This is a genomic window from Adlercreutzia sp. St.1H8, assembly GCF_059728655.1.
In genome coordinates, this window is record NZ_AP039376.1 from 381095 (window position 1) to 398121 (window position 17027).

General features: G+C 69.3%; 16 protein-coding genes. 12 read left to right on the top strand and 4 right to left on the bottom strand.

Annotation, left to right across the window (positions count from 1 at the left end):
- The first annotated feature begins 331 nt into the window (after window positions 1-331).
- Window positions 332-1657, top strand: coding sequence for a hypothetical protein (locus AC6I0Y_RS01250; protein ID WP_497732469.1), 1326 nt, complete (start codon window positions 332-334; stop codon window positions 1655-1657).
- 196 nt (window positions 1658-1853) lie between these two features.
- Here AC6I0Y_RS01250 and AC6I0Y_RS01255 read toward each other — a convergent pair whose 3' ends face one another.
- Entirely contained in the window at window positions 1854-1997 is a 144-nt protein-coding gene (locus AC6I0Y_RS01255; protein WP_160710427.1) for a hypothetical protein, read from the bottom strand.
- 119 nt (window positions 1998-2116) lie between these two features.
- Window positions 2117-2563 (bottom strand): hypothetical protein, encoded by a 447-nt coding sequence (locus AC6I0Y_RS01260; RefSeq protein WP_497732474.1) that lies wholly within the window; start codon window positions 2561-2563, stop codon window positions 2117-2119.
- 30 nt (window positions 2564-2593) lie between these two features.
- Between AC6I0Y_RS01260 and AC6I0Y_RS01265 the strand changes: the two genes are divergently transcribed.
- From AC6I0Y_RS01265 to AC6I0Y_RS01300, 8 genes are all read left to right on the top strand, one after another.
- Window positions 2594-3202 (top strand): arylamine N-acetyltransferase, encoded by a 609-nt coding sequence (locus AC6I0Y_RS01265; RefSeq protein WP_497733625.1) that lies wholly within the window; start codon window positions 2594-2596, stop codon window positions 3200-3202.
- Between the two features lie 52 nt (window positions 3203-3254).
- Window positions 3255-4682: a Y-family DNA polymerase gene (locus tag AC6I0Y_RS01270; RefSeq protein ID WP_497732477.1), complete on the top strand. Its 1428-nt coding sequence runs from the start codon at window positions 3255-3257 to the stop codon at window positions 4680-4682.
- 100 nt (window positions 4683-4782) lie between these two features.
- Complete coding sequence (locus AC6I0Y_RS01275) at window positions 4783-5160, top strand: YolD-like family protein (RefSeq protein ID WP_497732483.1); 378 nt, start codon at window positions 4783-4785, stop codon at window positions 5158-5160.
- Window positions 5161-6474: 1314 nt separating this feature from the next.
- On the top strand, window positions 6475-6930 hold the full coding sequence (locus tag AC6I0Y_RS01280; RefSeq protein WP_497732488.1) for a PadR family transcriptional regulator: 456 nt from the start codon (window positions 6475-6477) through the stop codon (window positions 6928-6930).
- Window positions 6931-6952: 22 nt separating this feature from the next.
- On the top strand, window positions 6953-7576 hold the full coding sequence (locus AC6I0Y_RS01285) for a DUF1700 domain-containing protein (protein WP_497732490.1): 624 nt from the start codon (window positions 6953-6955) through the stop codon (window positions 7574-7576).
- 44 nt (window positions 7577-7620) lie between these two features.
- Window positions 7621-7878: a hypothetical protein gene (locus AC6I0Y_RS01290; protein ID WP_160709730.1), complete on the top strand. Its 258-nt coding sequence runs from the start codon at window positions 7621-7623 to the stop codon at window positions 7876-7878.
- A 179-nt stretch (window positions 7879-8057) separates the two neighbouring features.
- Window positions 8058-8612: a nitrous oxide-stimulated promoter family protein gene (locus tag AC6I0Y_RS01295; RefSeq protein ID WP_497732493.1), complete on the top strand. Its 555-nt coding sequence runs from the start codon at window positions 8058-8060 to the stop codon at window positions 8610-8612.
- A 511-nt stretch (window positions 8613-9123) separates the two neighbouring features.
- Window positions 9124-10710: a hypothetical protein gene (locus AC6I0Y_RS01300; protein ID WP_497732495.1), complete on the top strand. Its 1587-nt coding sequence runs from the start codon at window positions 9124-9126 to the stop codon at window positions 10708-10710.
- Between the two features lie 292 nt (window positions 10711-11002).
- Here AC6I0Y_RS01300 and AC6I0Y_RS01305 read toward each other — a convergent pair whose 3' ends face one another.
- Window positions 11003-12118: a helix-turn-helix transcriptional regulator gene (locus tag AC6I0Y_RS01305; protein ID WP_497732497.1), complete on the bottom strand. Its 1116-nt coding sequence runs from the start codon at window positions 12116-12118 to the stop codon at window positions 11003-11005.
- Window positions 12119-12274: 156 nt separating this feature from the next.
- Window positions 12275-13159: a methionyl aminopeptidase gene (locus AC6I0Y_RS01310; RefSeq protein ID WP_497732499.1), complete on the bottom strand. Its 885-nt coding sequence runs from the start codon at window positions 13157-13159 to the stop codon at window positions 12275-12277.
- Between the two features lie 572 nt (window positions 13160-13731).
- Here AC6I0Y_RS01310 and AC6I0Y_RS01315 point away from each other — a divergent pair.
- The 3 genes from AC6I0Y_RS01315 to AC6I0Y_RS01325 all read left to right on the top strand — a co-directional run bounded on the left by AC6I0Y_RS01315 (window position 13732) and on the right by AC6I0Y_RS01325 (window position 16916).
- Window positions 13732-14328 carry a GntR family transcriptional regulator gene (locus tag AC6I0Y_RS01315; RefSeq protein ID WP_497732502.1) on the top strand — a complete coding sequence of 199 codons (597 nt, stop codon included), beginning with the start codon at window positions 13732-13734 and terminating at the stop codon, window positions 14326-14328.
- Window positions 14329-14337: 9 nt separating this feature from the next.
- The gene (locus AC6I0Y_RS01320; protein WP_497732504.1) at window positions 14338-15489 is read left to right on the top strand and encodes a DUF1648 domain-containing protein; all 1152 of its coding nucleotides are present in this window, start codon (window positions 14338-14340) and stop codon (window positions 15487-15489) included.
- 143 nt (window positions 15490-15632) lie between these two features.
- A complete protein-coding gene (locus AC6I0Y_RS01325) occupies window positions 15633-16916 on the top strand; it encodes an MFS transporter (RefSeq protein ID WP_497732507.1) in 1284 nt (427 codons plus the stop codon).
- The last annotated feature ends 111 nt before the right edge of the window (window positions 16917-17027 follow it).

Here is a 17027-nt window from a genome sequence, read left to right on the forward strand (position 1 = left end):
CGTGGTTGCTCGCCAGAAAGCGCGACTTTTCCTGCCCGGGCACGCGCGGGGGGAGGGGCTCCGCCGAGCCGATGCGCCCGCACCGATCCCCCCCCGCCGCCGTGGCACGCGGTGCCTCCGCCGGCACGCGGGGCCCAGCTGGGGCGCGGGCACGCCGGGCGCAGAACGACCGGGGGCGTGGAGGAGAGGCGGCGGTCGCGTGACGGTTCGGCGACCGTCGGCACGGCGCGCGGCGGGCAGGGCGGCGCCTGCGCACAATGGGGGAAAGACGCGAGCGCGCTTCTGCCGGCGTGCCCGCCGCAAGACGATGGCAGGCGGAAGGAGGCGCGCCATGACCTGGGCCCACGGCGCAGCGGGGCAGCGCCCGAGCGTGCTGCGCGGGGTGCTGAGCGACCTGTCGCTTCCGCAGGTGGCGGGCACGGCGCTGGCTGCGGTCACCTCCATGCTGCTATCGTCCTACATCGGTATCGCGGGGTCGATTATCGGCGTGGCCGTGGCGTCGGTGGTGTCGACGGTGTGCTCATCGCTCTACAAGAACTTCCTCGCGGCCTCGGCCGAGCGCATCCGCGAGCTGCCCCAGACAGTGCACGGTGCTCCCGCTGGCGTGGCGGAAGGCGCAGGGGCGTCTGGCCTCTCGGTGCGCGAAGGCGCGGGAGCGCCTGGCCAGGGGGTTGGGGCTGCGGCAGATCCTGCGGGTGCGGTGCCCGCGGATGTGGAGGGAACGGATCCTGCGGATGCGGCGGCTCCCCTGGCCACGGGGGCGGCGAATGCCGGGGGCGGCCAGGCCGGCTGGGCGTCGAGCGCGGGCGATCAGGCCGGCAGGTCGGACGCGCCCGAGACGGCGGCAGAACCCGCGGTCGCCGGCACGGCTCCGGGCGCCTGGGCGGACGACGGGCGCGGCGTGCTGGGCGCGATGCTGCCCCTTGGCGCGGCGGAGCGCCTGCGGGGGCGGTCGACGGCCACGCCGCACCTGGGCGACGCCGGAATGGAAGTCGACGGTGCCGTGCGGGCAGCTCGTGAGGCGCGTCTGCGCCGGTCGCGTACCCGCCGTAACGTGGCGCTCGTGGCCGCGCTGTCGGCGCTCGTCGCCGTCGCGCTGTCGGGCGGCGCCGTGTGGTTCCTCACCATGGGCCAGGGGCTGGGCGCGAAGCCGGAGCCCGTGCGCTTCTCGGCGCCGGCGAAGGAGCAGGCTGCCGACGAAAAGGCGAAGGACGACCAGAAAGACGCGGCCGCGGACAAGGCTGCTGCAGACAACAAGGCGGCGTCCTCAAGCGACGCGGGCGCTGGCGCGGACGGCAGCGGCGCGGATCAGTCCGACGCATCGGGTGACCAGGGCACCAGCGGCAACGGCTCCTCGACGGGCACCTCGACGGGCGGCGCGGACTCCAACGGCGGCTCGACGGGCGGCTCGACCGGCGGCTCGACCGGCGGCACCGACCCGGAGTCGGGCGGCTCGGGCGCCGGGTCAGACGGCGCCGGGTCGGGAGCGGGCACGGGCGGATCCGGCACGACGAGCGGCTCGGGCGGCGGCTCGGGATCCGGCGGTTCCGCAGGCGGCGGCTCGGGCGCGAGCAACTCCGCGAGTGGCGGCGACCAGGCGACTGGCGTCCAGGGCGGCTCGGCCGCGAAGGCAGCTGCGGCAGGTGCGTCCTCCTAAGCGGCGAAGGCGCACGTCGCGAGGCCGAGTGCCAGCACGGCGCCGGCCAGGGCGACGCCCAGCAGCCGGTCGAGCGCGCCGCTTCGCGCGGATGCGGCTCCCTGCGGAGCGCCCGTCCCCGCACTCGACCGGCGCCGCGGGCCCGATGCTCGACCGCCGGTCCGCCCGAGGCGCCCCGCCTGCGCGGCAGGCGCGCTCATCGTTCCTCGATCTTGGTGACGGCGGGCGCCTGGAGCGCCAGCGCCACCCCGACGATGCCGACGACGGCCAACGGCAGCAGAATCTTCGCGAGCTTGCACATGAGAACCACCTCCATGTTCGGGATCTTCGATGGTTCCATCCTACGGGGTCTCGCTTACCTCACCCTTGCGCGCACCTAACCCTTTTGTCACCTAACGCGAGGGACCGTCCCCGCGCGAAAGACCCCGCGCCTGCTGCGTACGGGGAGGGGCTGACGGCTCAGCGCAGGAGCCACTTCCAGGCGGGGAGGATATGGATGACCCCCTCGGGGGTCTCCAGGGTCTCCTCTTCGTCGAGGGTCACGATGGCGGACTCGCGGGCGTCGAAGCGCGCCATCGCTTCCCGCAGGGCGCTGGCCTCGCGCTCCCTGGTTGACTCCCGTCCCAGATCGAGGCAGACCTGTACGAGGGAGCTCGCCTCGCCCAGGATCGCGTCCCCCTCGATGAAGTCCACCTCCTTGCCAGAGGGCAGCTTGAGCATGGACACGTCGCCCAGGCGTCCCGTCTTGCGGCGTCGGCGTAGCTCCAGGTAGACCGCCGTCTCGAACGAGAAGGCGAGGCCGTCGTCGGTGGCGGGCGCGCTCGCCCAGTACAGCCCGGGGTCGGCCGCGTAGAGCTTCATGCCGCCGAGGCGGATCTTCTGGGCCGAGTAGCTGAAGTCGTACACCTGGTAGGCGAGGTCGGCTGCGCGCCCGACCTGCGGTTAGACGCGCTGTTCGACAAGATCGTACGAAAGCGCCGCGGCGGGTACTGCTTCGAGCTCAACAAGCTGTTCGAGGCGCTGCTCGTGGCGCTTGGCTATGACGCGCGGCCGTGTCTGGCTCGCTCGGCTGACGTGCCCGGCCAGCGCGACCCGATCAACCACCGGGGGCTGCTGGTGAGCGTGGAGGGCGTGCTCGCGTCGGCGGATGTCGGCTATGGCGGCCCGGCGCCGGGCGGGCCCTTGCGGCTGGAGGCGTCGGGGCCGCAGGAGGTGGGAGGCGAGTGCGTCGAGGCGGTGCGTCTCGACGAGACCTGGTGGCGCGTCGATCGCTTCCGCGTGTCGACGGGGGAGCGGCTGGGCGTGCTCGAGCTGTGCGTCGCTCGCGTGGAGGATGGGGACTTCGCCGCGCTCAACCTGGCGTGCTCGCTGCCGGGGACGGAGTTCCGCGAGCAGGACCTGGTGAACTTGCGCACGGCCGACGGTCACGTGGCGCTGACGGGGCGGCGCCTGGTCATCCGCGCGGGCGCGTCGCGGCGCTGTCTCGAGCTGGGCGAGACGGAGGTGGACGAGGTGCTGCGGCGATTCTTCGGGCTTTCCTACTAGCCAGCGTGCGTGGGCGTGGTATAGTACACCCATGCCGAAACAGCGAACATATGTGTGTATCGACCTGAAGAGCTTCTATGCCTCGGTGGAGTGTCGCGCTCGCGGCCTCGACCCGATGACCGCGAACCTGGTGGTGGCCGATCCCGAGCGTTCGGGCACCACCATCTGCTTGGCCATCACGCCGGCCATGAAGGAGCTCGGCATCCGCAACCGCTGCCGCCTGCACGAGATTCCACCGCGGGTGGAATACGTGACGGCGCTGCCGCGCATGCGCGCCTACATGAAGGCGTCAGCCGATATCTACAGCATCTACCTGCGCTATGTGTCGCCTGACGACATCCACGTCTACTCCATCGACGAGTGCTTCATCGACGCGACGCCCTATCTCAGCCTCTACGGCGTGGATGCGCGCGCGTTCGCCGTCATGCTGCGTGACGCGGTGTTCCAGGAGACGGGCATCCCCGCCACGGCAGGCATCGGCACCAACCTGTTCCTGGCGAAGGTGGCGCTTGATGTGACGGCCAAGCACGCGCCGGATTTCATCGGCTACCTGGACGAGGAGGAGTTTCGCCGGCGCATCTGGCGTCATCGCCCCATCACCGACATCTGGAACATCGGGCCTGGCATCGCCCGGCGGCTGGCGCGCTTCCGCGTGTTCGACTTGAAGGGCGTCACTGAGATGGATCCGGACGTGCTCTACGACGAGTTCGGCGCCAACGCCGAGTACCTCATCGACCACGCTTGGGGTGTCGAGCCCTGCACCATCGCCGAGATCAAGGCCTACCGACCGGGAAGCACGTCGATGATGAACGGCCAGATACTGCCGGGTGCCTACACGTTCGAGGAGGCGCGCGTGGTGCTGCGCGAGATGGTGGACGCCTCGGTGCTCGACCTGGTGGCAAAGCGCCTGGTGACGAATCACATCTCGCTCATGGTGGGCTACGGCGCCGACCGCGGGGCGCATGCCGCGGGCGATGGGAGAGGGCGCGCGGGAGCTGCAAGCGCGGCCGACGCGTGGAGCGCGGATGCAGGCGGGGGAGGCGCCGACCGTGGGGCGCAGGAGGTGTTCGTGGGCGAGCACGGCGCGCGGCCGGCGCGTGGCGGCTGGGGCCCGGCCGCGCATGCCACGCGCAAGATTCCCGAGCGGACGAGCTCCCTGCGGCGCCTGCAGGGCTACGTCGACGCGCTCTACGAGGAGATCGTGGATCCGGCCAAGCCTATTCGCCGCATCAGCTTGGGCTTCGGTAACCTCGTTGATGAGGATCTGGCCACCTACGACCTGTTCACCGACTGGGAGGCCGAGGGCCGCGAGCGCAAGATGCAGGAGGCCGTGCTGGCCGTGAAGGAGAAGTTCGGCAAGAACGCCCTGCTCAAGGGCACGAGCTTCCAGGAAAAGGCCACCGCCCGCGAACGCAACACCATGGTAGGGGGCCATCGAGGAGGCTCTGTCGCCATCGCCGAGGACCCGGATCGTCTCTGATCGCGTGCGGCCGGGAGGCCGTTGGGGTGGGCAGGCGGCGGAGCGTCTCGGCTGCTGCGGGTGGCGGGGAGCAAGTGAGGATGATGGAGGAGGGATGGCTATGACGAATGATCGCGAGCGGACGGGACCGGGCGACGAGGCCGCAACTCGTCACGCCATCGGGCGCCCGCATCCTGATCGCGCCCGTCAGTTCATGCCCTTCGCCGCTCTGCGCGGCTACTACGAGCTCGTGCACGAGCGGGAGCGTGTTCCCACGCCCCGGCGCGAGCTCACCGAGGAGGAGGCTCGCGAGCTTGACGCCGCCCTAGCCCAGGTGGCCCGCGGCTCCCTCGTCCGCGTTACCTACTACGACGGCGACGCCTACGTCACCCGCGAGGGCCTCGTCAGCCAGAAGGACGAGATCCTCCGCGACCTCTGGCTCGTCCGAACCAAGATCCCCTTCGCCGCCCTCCAGTCCCTCGAGCTCCTCAAGGCCTAGTCGCTCCCAAAGCGCCAGGCGGCCCGTCCCGCCGAGCGCAGGTGTCAGGTCGCCGGGGCGCGGGCCGCTGAGTCGCGGGTGGCTGGGCGCTGGGGTCTCGGGTAGCCGGGCCGCTGGGCCGCGTTCGCCGAGCTGCGGGGCGCCAGGCCGCTGGGTCGCTTTTGTTGGACTGCGAGCTGCCGGGCTGTAGGGGGCGTGGTCATCGGATCGCTGGGGCGTGCCCTCCGGGTTGCGGGCAGCCGGGCCGCTAGGCCGCGAGGGCGCTAGGCCGGTGACCGCCGATCGTCTCGCCGGATCGCGGGCCGTTGGGTGTTGGGCTGCCGAGCTGTGCTTGCCGGGCCGTGGGCCGATGGGTTGCGGATTGTCGGGCCGGGGGGTGGCCCGCCAGGCCACCGGGCTGCGCCCTCCGGGTCGCGGGTGGCTGGGGCGCCGAGGCGTGCTCGCCGGGCTGCGGGGTCCTGGGGCCTCGGGTCGCTGGGTTGCCCGGTCGCCGGTCGCTGGGCTGTATCCGTCGGGCTGACGGATCGAGGGGTCGTCGGGCTGCGCTCGCTGATCTGCGGAGTGTTGGGCTGCAGGGGCGGGCTGTGGCCCGCCAGGCCACCGGCCCGTGCCCTCCGGGCCGCGGGGTCGCCGGGACGCTGGGCGCAGCTGCTGGGTTGGGAGGCGTCGGATGCCGGGTCTCTGAGGCGCCGGGACGCGCCGGGCTATGGGGCGTCAGATCGCCGCGCTCGCCGAGCCGCGCTCTCCGGGTTGTTCCCCATGTCCCCATCGCCTGTTGTTTCGTCGTGCTGTGTCGCAGCGTATTGCGCTGCTTTCGCCTGTGCGCTGCTCGCGCTCTGCCGGTTGCCGCGTGCCGCGCCTGCTGTGGCTTTTCGGTCGTTGGCTCGGCGTGCTTCGTATGATCCGTCGTCTGTCGAACTGTTAAACCACCTGCTCACCGCCGGATCTGGATGGCTCCTCGACTTCGCGCGATCTCCTCGGCCCGTTTGTTTCTCGTGCCTGCGCCCTGCCTGACTGACGTCCTGCCCTTAGTCTCGCTCTCGCTTGTGCCTCGCCTTATTCTTGCTTGTCCCGTTTTTTGTCGCGCAAAATGTTTCACGTGAAACATTCGTTTTCTTTTCCAGTGATCGCGGGCGCTCAGCAACACCCCGGCCCCCCGGACTTCTCCTCACTGCTCTGTGCGGGAGGACACCTGTGCGCAGGGGGGCGTGGGTGGGGACGGGCGCTGTTTCACGTGAAACATTCGCTCCTGTGACAAGGAGAGGTTGCCAATCAATACTATGTAACGTATAGTATATGGCGATAGGAGGTATTATGGACGCTCAGATGAAGCGGGGGTTCCTGGAGGCGTGCGTGCTGGCTACGCTGCGTCGGCGGGAGTCCTACGGCTATCAGATCATCAAGGACGTGCCGGCGAGCTTGGGGCTGACTGAGTCGTCGCTGTATCCGCTGCTCAAGCGCCTGCAAGGCGGCGGCCTGATAGCGGTGCGGACGGCGGAGCACAACGGCCGCCTTCGCAAGTACTATCGCATAACCGAGTCCGGCCAGGAGCGCCTACGCGCCTTCCTAGCCGAGCAAGACGAGGTGCGCGGCCTCTATCGTTATGTGGAAGAGTCGATGGTCGCGAGTTCGCAGTCGGCCTTCGAGGATGCGCCGGCCCCTGCCGGCGTGCCCGCGATCGCGTGCCCGGGGGCGGCGCCGTCGTCGGCTGACCCGCCAGCTGGCGAGACGCCGCCGGGCGCGGTCGGCGGCGCGCCGGTGTGGGCTTGATGGCTGTGATAGGAGGTTTCTCGTGAACAAGCAGGAGTTTCTCGATCGACTGGGCACGCTGCTCTCGTGCCTGCCGGCATCGCGTGTGGCCGAATCGCAGGCATTCTACGCCGAGGCCATCGCCGACCGCATGGAGGAGGGCATGACCGAGGAGGAGGCCGTTGCCGCGATGGGTTCACCAGGAGCGGTGGCCGACGCCATCCTCGATGAGATGCCGCCGGTCCCCCGCGTGATGGCCAAGACGCGCCGGCACAGCACCGTGCTGCTCTGGGCGCTCATCATCGTGGGGTCGCCTCTATGGCTTGCGCTACTGCTGACCTTCGCCCTGGTGGCGCTGGGGGTGTACCTGTGCATCTGGATGCTCGCCGCGATGCTCTGGGCCATTGCGGCCGCCGCGGTCATGGCCCTGCCGCTTGCCCTGATCCTCGCCTTCGCCGGCTTGATGGAGGGCAACGTCCCCTTCGCCCTCGCCTACGTGGGGGAGGGGCTGCTCGCGGCGGCGCTCGGCATCGTGTGCTTCAGCGCGGCGCTCTCGTCCAGCCGCTATCTGGTGAGGCTTTCGCAGAGGTGGATGGGCAAGATGCTCTCGCCCTTCCGACGCGAGCGGTCGCAGGCGCCCTCGGATGCCGTCGGCGCGACGGCCTGAGACGTCGGCGCTGGCTGCGGGCAGTGAAGTGAAAGGAAGAGAAGATGCGACAAGTGCGCAAGACGATGCATTGCGTGGCAGCCGCCCTGGCGGTTGCGGGGTTGGTGCTAATGGCGAGTGGATTCGCGCTCTCCGGCTGTGACGTGCGCGTGTTCACGGCTTCGGTTGATCGAGGAGCCGTCATGCTTGGCGGCGTGGAGGTGGAGAATCCGGAGCAGGTGCCGCTGCTCGGCTGGATGGCGTCGATGGGGAGGGTGGAGATCAACCCGCCCGAAGCGCCGGACGCGCCCACCGCGCCCTAAGCTCGTCGGCCCTCGGATTTGAGGTGCCCAGGTCGGCGGTTGCCGGGGTCTTCGCCCTTGCTCGACCACCCGTGCCGGTTCTTAGGCTCGATCGGGCTCCGACTGCGCGATGTCCCAAGCGCGTCCAGGAAGCCGTGGAAATCCTGTGGCCGTTTCCCGCGTGCCCTATAATGTGAGCCATGACTAACATTACTGAGAACACCCCGGTGGAAGCGGTGGGGGAGGGCTCTTGCGAGCGCCTGACCACCGACGTGTCCGACTCCCTCGCTGCTCCTGCGGTGCTTGAGCGTGCCAGCTCAAACGTCGCTGCCGCGCCTGCGTCCGCCGACGCGACGGCGCCTGCCGCACCTGCGTCTGCCGTAGCGCCCGCGCCCTCTTCGCGCCGCGCCGCCGCTGATCCGCCGGCCGTCGCGCGACGGCGTGCTCGCGAAGAACGCGTCATCTCGCAGATGGTGGCGCTTTACTGCGCCGGCAACCACGATGCCGCGTCGCGCACGGAGCGCGCCTGCTGCGGCGAGCCGGTGTGCCCCGCGTGTAAGGCCGTCGACGCCTATGCCGTCCTGCGCACTGCGCGCTGTCGCCAGATGCACGCCAAGACCTCCTGCGAGAAGTGTCCCTATCATTGCTACCGCCCCCAGGAGCGCGAGCAGATTCGCCAGGTCATGCGCTATGCCGGCCCGCGTATGCTCACGAAGCACCCCATCGCGGCCATCCGCCACCTCCTCGGGAGGTAACGCCCGCTGCACCCGCTGCGTCTCAGCAGCAGGACGGTCGCGCCCATCCGGGCACGGCAGGGCAGTCGCCAGCTTCCCGTCCTCCCTAATCCCCGACCGCCGCGGCGGCGCGACTGTCCCTCGCGTCGTCGCGGCGGGGTTCCCGCAACCGTCCGTCCGCGCCGCTGCCACCTTTTCGCCGAAAAATGGCACTAATCGGCAGTTTGGTACGGTTCGCGAGGCTTTCCGAGCGGATCGCGTTTTCGCGACCTGGGGTTTTCTCGCGTCAGGACGCATCCGAGGGCGCAGCTGGCCTGAAAGGGGCCTATTGCACCGTACCAAACTGCCAAATAGTGCCATCAGACGCGCGTTTTCCGGCTTTGGCATGATTCTTGCTCGCCTGACGGCGCGCGCCATGTCGGGCGGGCAACGCCTGGCCTCGGTTTTAGCGCCAGGTACGCCGTGCGACGCGGCGCGCCCTGCCCGTTGTGGTATACCCACAAGGTCATCGTTTGCCTAAGAAGGACGCGTTATGGAAGCTGGTCAGGTAGGGAAGGCGGTCGAATCCGCCACGGGCGGTCTCCGCCATGGGCGGGAACGTGCCGATATGAAGGTCGACGCGCCGGGGTACGTCGACGAGGCTGCGCCGCTCACGCGGGAGTACCTCGACGTCATCGCTGAGCTTGGCGGGGATGAGGCCGGCCGTCGCGCGGCCTGGGAGCGCATGGCAAACGGTTCGGCGTGGTACCACGGCGAACCCGTCGCCTTCAACTACATCCCGCGCATCTACGGCCCGCATATGCGCGCATGGCTGGAGAACGTGGCGACCACCGCCTACGGCATCCTGCGCACGATCATTGAGCGTTATCAGGTTGACCCGGTCTACCGTCGGGAATTCCGCTTTGACCCGCGCGTGGAGGAACTCGTGCTCCTGCCGCGCGGCTACAGGGAGCCGCTGCCCCTGGCGCGCGTCGACCTCATGCTCGACGAGGCAACAGGCGACTTTCGCTTCTGCGAGTTCAACACCGACTCGTCGAGCGGGATGAACGAGGCGCGCGAGGCCCTGGCGGCCATCCGCGAAGGCGCGGCGTACCAGGTTATGGCCGCACGTCACGGGTTCGAGGACGATGGGGAAGCGCAGTTTGCCGGCTGGGTGCGCACGTTTGCGCGCCTCTACGCTACGAGCGATCGGACGGCAGCGGCGCCGCTCGCGACGCCACCCGCGCCCACTGCCGCCTTGTCCGCCCCTGACGCGCCCGTTGCTGAGGCCGCCGTCGGACGCGCCGGCGGGCTAGCCTCCGCGGCACGCCCGCGGGTGGCCATCGTCGCGTGCCTCGATGGCCCTGAGCCTGACGTGAGCGAGCTCGCCCTGTTCATCCCCCTGTTCGAGGCAGCCGGCTTTGACTGCTCGGTGTTCGACGTGCGCCAGCTCAGCTTCGACGGCGAGCGGCTTCGCGGCAACGTCGCGTTGGCCGGCATGGGCGATGTGGACATCGACGTCATCTGGCGCTTCTGCATCGTGGTTGATCTGCTGGAGCACTGGGATGACGTGCAGCCCCTCGTCAACGCGTTGCGCCAGCGGAAGGTAGAGATGATCGGCAGCTTCACCACGCAGATCGCCCACGATAAGCAGCTGTTCGCCGTGCTGCGGCGTCCGGCCACCCAGGCGCTGCTCACGGCGGAGGAGCGGCGCTTCGTCGAGGAGCACATCCCCTTCACGGCCTTCCTTGACGACCCGGCCCTCGACCTGGACGCCGTGCGCCGTCATCCCGAGCGCTGGGTGCTCAAGCCCACCGACTGGTACGCCAGCAAGAACGTGGTGGCTGGCGCCGAGTGCGCGACGGGAGAGTGGTCGCGCATGATCGACGAGGCGCTCGCGCAGAAGAGCGGCTCGCCGTGGATCGTGCAGGAGTTCTTCGCGCCCCAGGTCACGCCTGCCGTCCCGCTCTACGGCCGCCCAGAGGACTTCACGGCTGCGCCGCGTCCCTTCGGGAACCTGCTGGGGCTCTACGTGCACGCGGGGCGCTTCGCCGGGGTCTACCTGCGCCAAGGCCCTCACGACGTCATCGGCAGCGCGCGGGAGGGCCTGGTCACGCCCGTTCTCTGGACGCAGGGCTAGCGCCTGGCGGGACGCTCCGCCCGGAGAGCGTCCCGCCTCGGCCAGCCCGCTTGCGGCTGGACGCGGTCGGCCGCGGTTGGGCGCCACCGCCCAAGGGATCGGGGCCGAGGCCGCCCGGCAGTCGCACCCGCCCGCTCCCCCCCCCGCCGCGGCGGCGGCCCGCCGCTCGCGCACCAGTCCGCCAGCCCTACGCGCAGCCCTGCGCCCTTGCGCTGCTCGTCCGCCGTCAGGCGACGGCCCGCCGCCCAGCTGGCGTCACCCGCCCGTCCGCCGCCCCGCCGCGCACCGGGCCCTAGGCCGTCGGATCATCCTTCACGAAGGCGGACACGAAGATGCTGGCCACGCCGCACAAAAGGCCGCCGACCACCCAGGCCATCCAGAAGTAGGCCGTGTGCCACTGCGGCACGAGCAGCAGCGCCACGCCCACCATCGTGGCAGCGATCATGATGATGCCGCACAGGCCGTTCGTGAGCTGGCTCTTGCGGTGGCGGCGTTCCAGCCGCGCCCGGGCGCGCTCAATCTCCGCGTCGGAGGCGTCGGGTATGCCCAGAATCTCGCAGATCTGCGCGTCGGTGTACAAGCCGCGCAGCTGGGCGGCGCTGGCCTCGCGCAGGTACTTCCACGAGTCGCTCTCGGCCAGGGCCTGCTCGCGGGCGTTGTTGTAGTTGGTGACGTTCAGGCGCGCAAGCAGCATGCTCGTCCGCACGATGAGCCACACCGCTATCGCTATGAGGGCCATCATGAGGCCGCTCGCGATACCCTCGACGAAGTCCCCGCTCCCATCGGTGAGGCTCGCTCCCACGATGCCGACGAAGATGAGGAAGATGCCACCGACGAGGTTGATCACAAAGGAGCGCTGGGTGGCGCGGCGATCGTCGGCGGTGTAGAAGTCCTGGACGTAGGGGTGGCTGCGCTGAAACTCCACATGCTGGAACGAGGCCGTGAGAATGAGGGCGGTGCCGACGCCGATGCCGACGAATAGCGGAATGAGCGTAAGGGCCTCCAGGTTCGGATTGAAGCGCTCGGCGGCGGTGCCCACGAAGATGAGCAGCGACACGCCCAGGAGGATGGTGAAGACGCCCGTGGCGATCTTCGTGGCGAAGGCGCGCATGTGCTCGTCGTAGCCGCACACGTCCAGGGGCGGGCCGCCGGCGTTCTCGCGCATGGCGGCAGCGGCGGCCTGGGCCCGCGGGGTGGGGGAGGTGGCGGTCAGGTCACCCGTCACCAGGTCATCTAAGGTGCAGTCGAAGATCTGGCACAGCTTCAGCAGCTTGTCCATTTCGGGGTAAGCGCGCTCGGCCTCCCACTTGGTGACGGATTGGCGGCTGACGCCGAGCATCATGGCCAGCTGCTCCTGGGTCATGGCGTGGGTGGCGCGTAGGTGCTGCAGGTTGTTGCGAAAGCTCACGATGGGTCCTCTCGGTAGGGCAGGCGGTTGAATCGGCTGTCGACGCACCTCACTCTACGGTAGCCGGCGTCTCCGATCTACCAACTTACGGCATCATTTTTTCGCACCTGCAGGTTGCCAACCCCAGGTCAAAGGCGTAAAGCTACCAGATCGACACTACCAGCTCAGCAGCTCGTAGCCGTTCTCGGTCACCACAATCTGAACCTCCCACTGGGCGGTGGGCAGACCGTCGGCGGTGCGGACGGTCCAGCCGTTGGGGTCGGACATGTCGATGTCCGGCCTGCCCAGGTTGATCATGGGCTCGATGGTGAACATGAGGCCGGGCGCGAGCACGGGCCCTGTTCCCGCCTCGGTCACGAAGCTCACGAACGGGTCCTCGTGGAACTCAAGTCCGATGCCGTGGCCGCCGAACTCGCGCACCACGCTGTAGCCGTGGGCCTGGGCGTAGGCGTTCACGGCCGCGCCGATGTCGCCCAGGTGCCCCCAGGGCTTGATGGCCCTGAGGCCCTCCTCCACCGCCTCTTTGGTCACGCGCACGAGGTCGGCCTTCTCAGGTGGCACCGCGCCGATGCAGAACATGCGCGAAGAGTCGGAGAAGTAGCCGTCCAGGATGGTGGAGCAGTCGACGTTGATGATGTCGCCTTCCTTGAGCACCTCGTCCTCGCGGGGGATGCCATGGCAGACTACCTCGTCGACCGACGTGCAGACGCTCTTGGGAAATCCCTCGTAGTCGAGCGGCGCGGGAATGGCGCCATGCTCGACGGTGTAGTCGTGCACCCAGCGGTCGATGTCGGCGGTGGTGACGCCGGGGCCGATGCGCTCGGCCACGTAGTCGAGTGCGCCCACGTTGACGGCGGCGCTTCGGCGGACGCCCTCGATGTCGGCGGCAGTCTTCAGCAGGCTGCGCAGCGGCACCTCCTCGCCGGCCTCGTAAAGGGCCTGGAGGCGCTCGTCGAAGTCGTGGTGGCACTTCTTGTACTTGCGTCCGCTGCCGCACCAGCACTCGTCGTTGCGGCCGGGCTGCGGTTGTCCGTCGTACATGGTTCCTCGAATCTGCCCCGGAGGGCGTCGGTGGCGGGGTGCCCCTTCGGGGGCGTGGGGGCGATGTCGGCCGACACGGGGGCGCGGGGTCGGCGCTCTGGGGCGTCTGCCGGCGCGGGTGCGGACGTTGTCGCCTATGATCGCCTGCCATACTACCGCAACTTGGCGGATGGAACCGCGTTTCGCTGCCGTTCGGTTGCGTGGGGAACAGATGGGCGGGGTCGGGCGCGGGCGTCGTTGCCGCGGGATGAGCTGGATGGCGGCGCTTCCCTGGAAAAACGCGCTGCTTTCTGCAAATTGGAGCGGATTTGCACCCGCCATTGGCCTTGGCGGGGGCTGGGTCACGGGTAGCCGGGCGCAAACCCCCTGGTCGCCGGATCTGGATTGGGCGGCGAGCTCCCGTTTGCGCGATTTTCGGAGTGCAGAACCGTTCGAATTTGCAGAAATCAGCGTGAGAAGCCGGAAAAAGCATGGAACGGCCTCGCATGCCGCGGCCTGATGCCATGGTGCGACGCATTTGTTATAATAGCCATATAACAAATAGAACAGGTTCTCACGAAGGAGGGCATGCCATGATTCTGCGCATTGACCAGGGCTCGCAAGAGCCCCTGTACCTGCAGATACGAAACCAGCTGGTGGGCGCCATCGCGCGCGGCGAGCTGCTGCCAGGTGACCGGCTACCGGGCGTGCGGGCCCTTGCGTCGGATTTGGGCATCAACCTGCATACGGTCAACAAGGCCTATGCGGTGCTGCGTGACGAGGGCTATCTGCTCATGCGCGGCCGCAGCGGTGCCTTTGTGGCCGATGCGGCGCAGGCCGCCTCGGCTGAGCGCCGGGCCGATGCCGAGAAGCATGCGGCCGAGGCGCTGCGAGGCCTCGCGCTAGAGTGGCGCGCCCGCGGTGGAGATGCGGCGGGTTTCGTCGACCTGGCTGCGGCGTCGGCTGCCGCCGTGTTCGACGATCCGGGCGTCGCTGGGGCATCCCGCGATGTGGCTGTGCGCCTTGCGGTTGGCACCGACCTGGCTCCCGGAGCTGCAGCCGACGCGTCCGGAGCGGGCGCTGGCGCCCTTGCCGACTCAGCCGCAAGCGCCTTGGGCGCGCTTGCTGCCGGCATCCCCTCCGGCCTCGCTCCGACCGACCTCGCCGCCCCCGCCGCGGCTCGCCCCTAGGAGGCTGCCATGGAATTACTCGTTGTGCTCATTCTTGTCGGCTGCGTGCTGCTGACCGGCGGTCTGCTGGCCGTCACCCCTTGGCTCATGCCCAAGACCGAGTGCTTCGCCGTCACCGTGCCCGAGGGCGCTCGCCGCGATCCGCGCCTGGCTGGCTTCCGCCGCCGCTATGCGCTCATCGTGGGCGTGGCCACGCTTGCCTGCTCCGGGCTCCTGGCCGCCTTCGCCGCCAGCGCCGGAAGCTCGCTTGGCGAGGGGACGGCCTTCGTCGGGGTGCTCGTCGGCGCGATGCTGGTGCCGACAGTGCTGTCGTTTGGCCTTATGCTGCACTTTCGCCGACGCGTGATGGCCGTCAAGCGCGCCGAGGGATGGGCGGCGCCGCGCCCCCAGGCGGCTGCGGTGGTGGCCGAGGACGACGTGCCGCACGCCATCTCCCTCGCCTGGAACCTGCTGTACGTGCCGGTTGTCCTGGTGACGGCGACCATCGGTGTGGTGGCGTGGCCGTCTATTCCCGATCAGATCCCCCTGCACGCCGACTTCTCCGGCACCGTCAACGACTGGGCACCCAAGAGCATCGGCAGCGTGTTCTTCCCCGTGCTCGTGCAGCTGTTCATGATCGCGTGCTTCCTATTCTGCCATTGGTCGATCCTGCGCTCCAAGCGTCCGACGAGCCCTGGCGCGCCGGTGACCTCGGCCCTGGCGTACGGCTTGTTCGCGCGCGCCCAGAGCATTTACCTGTTGGCGACGGGCGTGCTCGTCACGGCGGCGTTGGGGCTTACGTTCATGCTGTCGGCCATGGGCGTCCTCTCGCTTGGCGGCGCGGGAGCCATCGTGGCGGTGGCGGTGATTCCCGTATTGCTGGGCTCGGTGGCCATCGCGCTTGTCTACGGGCAGGCCGGATCGCGACTGTTCCGCCGCATGGAGGCGGCCGGCGCCAACGCGGGTGTCCCGTCCGGCGCCGTGATGCCCGCGGACGACGACGATCACTGGAAGCTCGGCATCTTCTACGTAAACCGCGACGACGCGAGCCTGTTCCTTCCCGAGCGCTTTGGCGTGGGCTGGACGCTTAACCTGGGGCGCCCGGCGGCCTGGGCGGTCGTCGGCGGGTTCGTTGCCGCGATGGCGCTGTTCGTGGTGCTCGTGTTCATTGCGATAGGGTAGGGGAGCGACCCGGCGGCAGTTGGTTCGCAGACCGTCGGGCGCTTGCCGCGCGCCCTGGTTCGGGCGCTCTCAATCTGAGAACCCGGCGCGAAGGTGCGCCTGCGGGGTGGCGCGTCGGCGCCAAACCCCTATAATCGGTCGCTATGGCTAAGAAGTTCGACCCCGGGGTATACCGCGCCATCCTGCGCGTTCGCCAGGCCTACGCCTTTGACGTGGGCGGTTTCCTCATGCGCTTCTACTCGTACATGATGAACATCGGCACCATCACCATGATCACGCTGGCCGGCCGGTCGTTCCTCGTCGCGGGGCTGGTGTCGTCGGCCATCGCGCTGGCCACGTTCCTCATCTCGCCGCGCGTCTCCAAGCTCGTCGACGAGCGCGGGCAGCATCGCGTGGTGCCCGTGGCCGCGGCCATCACGTTGGTGGGGTGGGCTCTCATGCTGGTTACGGTGGGCACGGGCGGCCCCGACTGGGCGCTGTTCGCGGCCGCGGTGCTCATGGGCTTCGTGCCCAACCCCCAGGCGCTCGTCCGCGCGCGCTGGACCTATCTTATCCGCACGGGGCGCCTGGGCGACGCCGCGCCCGACGTGCGCACCATGTTCTCCTACGAGGGCGTGCTCGACGACATCGGCTTCATGTTCAGCCCGTCCATCTCCATCGCGCTGGCCACGGCGCTGTTCCCCACGGCGGGTCTCCTGGCTGGGGGCATCAGCTTCGCGGTGGGCGTGACGGTGCTCTCGCTCTCGCGCTCCACCGAGCCCGAGCCCGGGTGGGGCGCCGCCCCTGCCAGCGGCGCCGGCGCCGCCCGTCCCCGGAGCGTGTTTCGCACGTCGGCGGTGGTGCGCGTGCTGTTTCTGCTCATGCTGTTCCTCGGCGCGTTCTACGGCATCTTCGATACCGCCACCGTGGCCCTCGCCGAGGAGCTTGGCGATCCCAACATCGCGAGCATCATTCTCATCATCGCGTCGTTCGTGTCGATGATCATGGGATTCGTGTTCGGGATGATCTGCCTGCGTGTGCCGCAGCACCTTCAGCTGGTGGGCGCTGGCGTGCTCATCGGCTGCGCGTACGGCTCCATGGCGCTCATCGACTCGGCGCAGTCGCTGTTCGTGGTGTCCACGCTCGGCGCGCTGTTCTACGCGCCGTTTCTTATCGTGTGCAACGCCACCTGCGAGCGCGCTGTCCCCAGCGACCGTCTGACCGAGGCCATCACGTGGATGAACGCTGGGGCTACCTGCGGCATGGCGTTTGGGCCGTCGCTCGGCGGCGTCATCATCGACGAGATGGGCGCGGTGGCGTCCTTCGATCTGGGCGCCGTGCTGGCCATCGCCATCCCTGTGACGCTCGCGCTGTTCTACCGCCTGCTCAAGCGCAACGTCCGTGGCGAGGCGCCCGCGGAGGCGGCTGGCGGATCTCCCAAGGAGTAGGTGCCTGCGGGTCGGACGGAGGCGCTCGCGGCGGGTGCCGGCCTCACGCCAAGAGGCAGGTGCCCACGGGCCGGCGAAGAAGTGGGCTCTGCCCCCCCCCGGCAGCGGCGC

What these genes read in the sequence shown, in the direction of transcription:
- AC6I0Y_RS01250 (WP_497732469.1), top strand. Translation starts at nt 332, where the DNA reads ATGACCTGGGCCCACGGCGCAGCGGGGCAGCGCCCGAGCGTGCTGCGC.
- AC6I0Y_RS01255 (WP_160710427.1), bottom strand. Translation starts at nt 1,997, where the DNA reads ATGGAACCATCGAAGATCCCGAACATGGAGGTGGTTCTCATGTGCAAG.
- AC6I0Y_RS01275 (WP_497732483.1), top strand. Translation starts at nt 4,783, where the DNA reads ATGACGAATGATCGCGAGCGGACGGGACCGGGCGACGAGGCCGCAACT.
- AC6I0Y_RS01280 (WP_497732488.1), top strand. Translation starts at nt 6,475, where the DNA reads ATGGACGCTCAGATGAAGCGGGGGTTCCTGGAGGCGTGCGTGCTGGCT.
- AC6I0Y_RS01290 (WP_160709730.1), top strand. Translation starts at nt 7,621, where the DNA reads ATGCGACAAGTGCGCAAGACGATGCATTGCGTGGCAGCCGCCCTGGCG.
- AC6I0Y_RS01295 (WP_497732493.1), top strand. Translation starts at nt 8,058, where the DNA reads ATGACTAACATTACTGAGAACACCCCGGTGGAAGCGGTGGGGGAGGGC.
- AC6I0Y_RS01300 (WP_497732495.1), top strand. Translation starts at nt 9,124, where the DNA reads ATGGAAGCTGGTCAGGTAGGGAAGGCGGTCGAATCCGCCACGGGCGGT.
- AC6I0Y_RS01310 (WP_497732499.1), bottom strand. Translation starts at nt 13,159, where the DNA reads ATGTACGACGGACAACCGCAGCCCGGCCGCAACGACGAGTGCTGGTGC.
- AC6I0Y_RS01315 (WP_497732502.1), top strand. Translation starts at nt 13,732, where the DNA reads ATGATTCTGCGCATTGACCAGGGCTCGCAAGAGCCCCTGTACCTGCAG.
- AC6I0Y_RS01320 (WP_497732504.1), top strand. Translation starts at nt 14,338, where the DNA reads ATGGAATTACTCGTTGTGCTCATTCTTGTCGGCTGCGTGCTGCTGACC.
- AC6I0Y_RS01325 (WP_497732507.1), top strand. Translation starts at nt 15,633, where the DNA reads ATGGCTAAGAAGTTCGACCCCGGGGTATACCGCGCCATCCTGCGCGTT.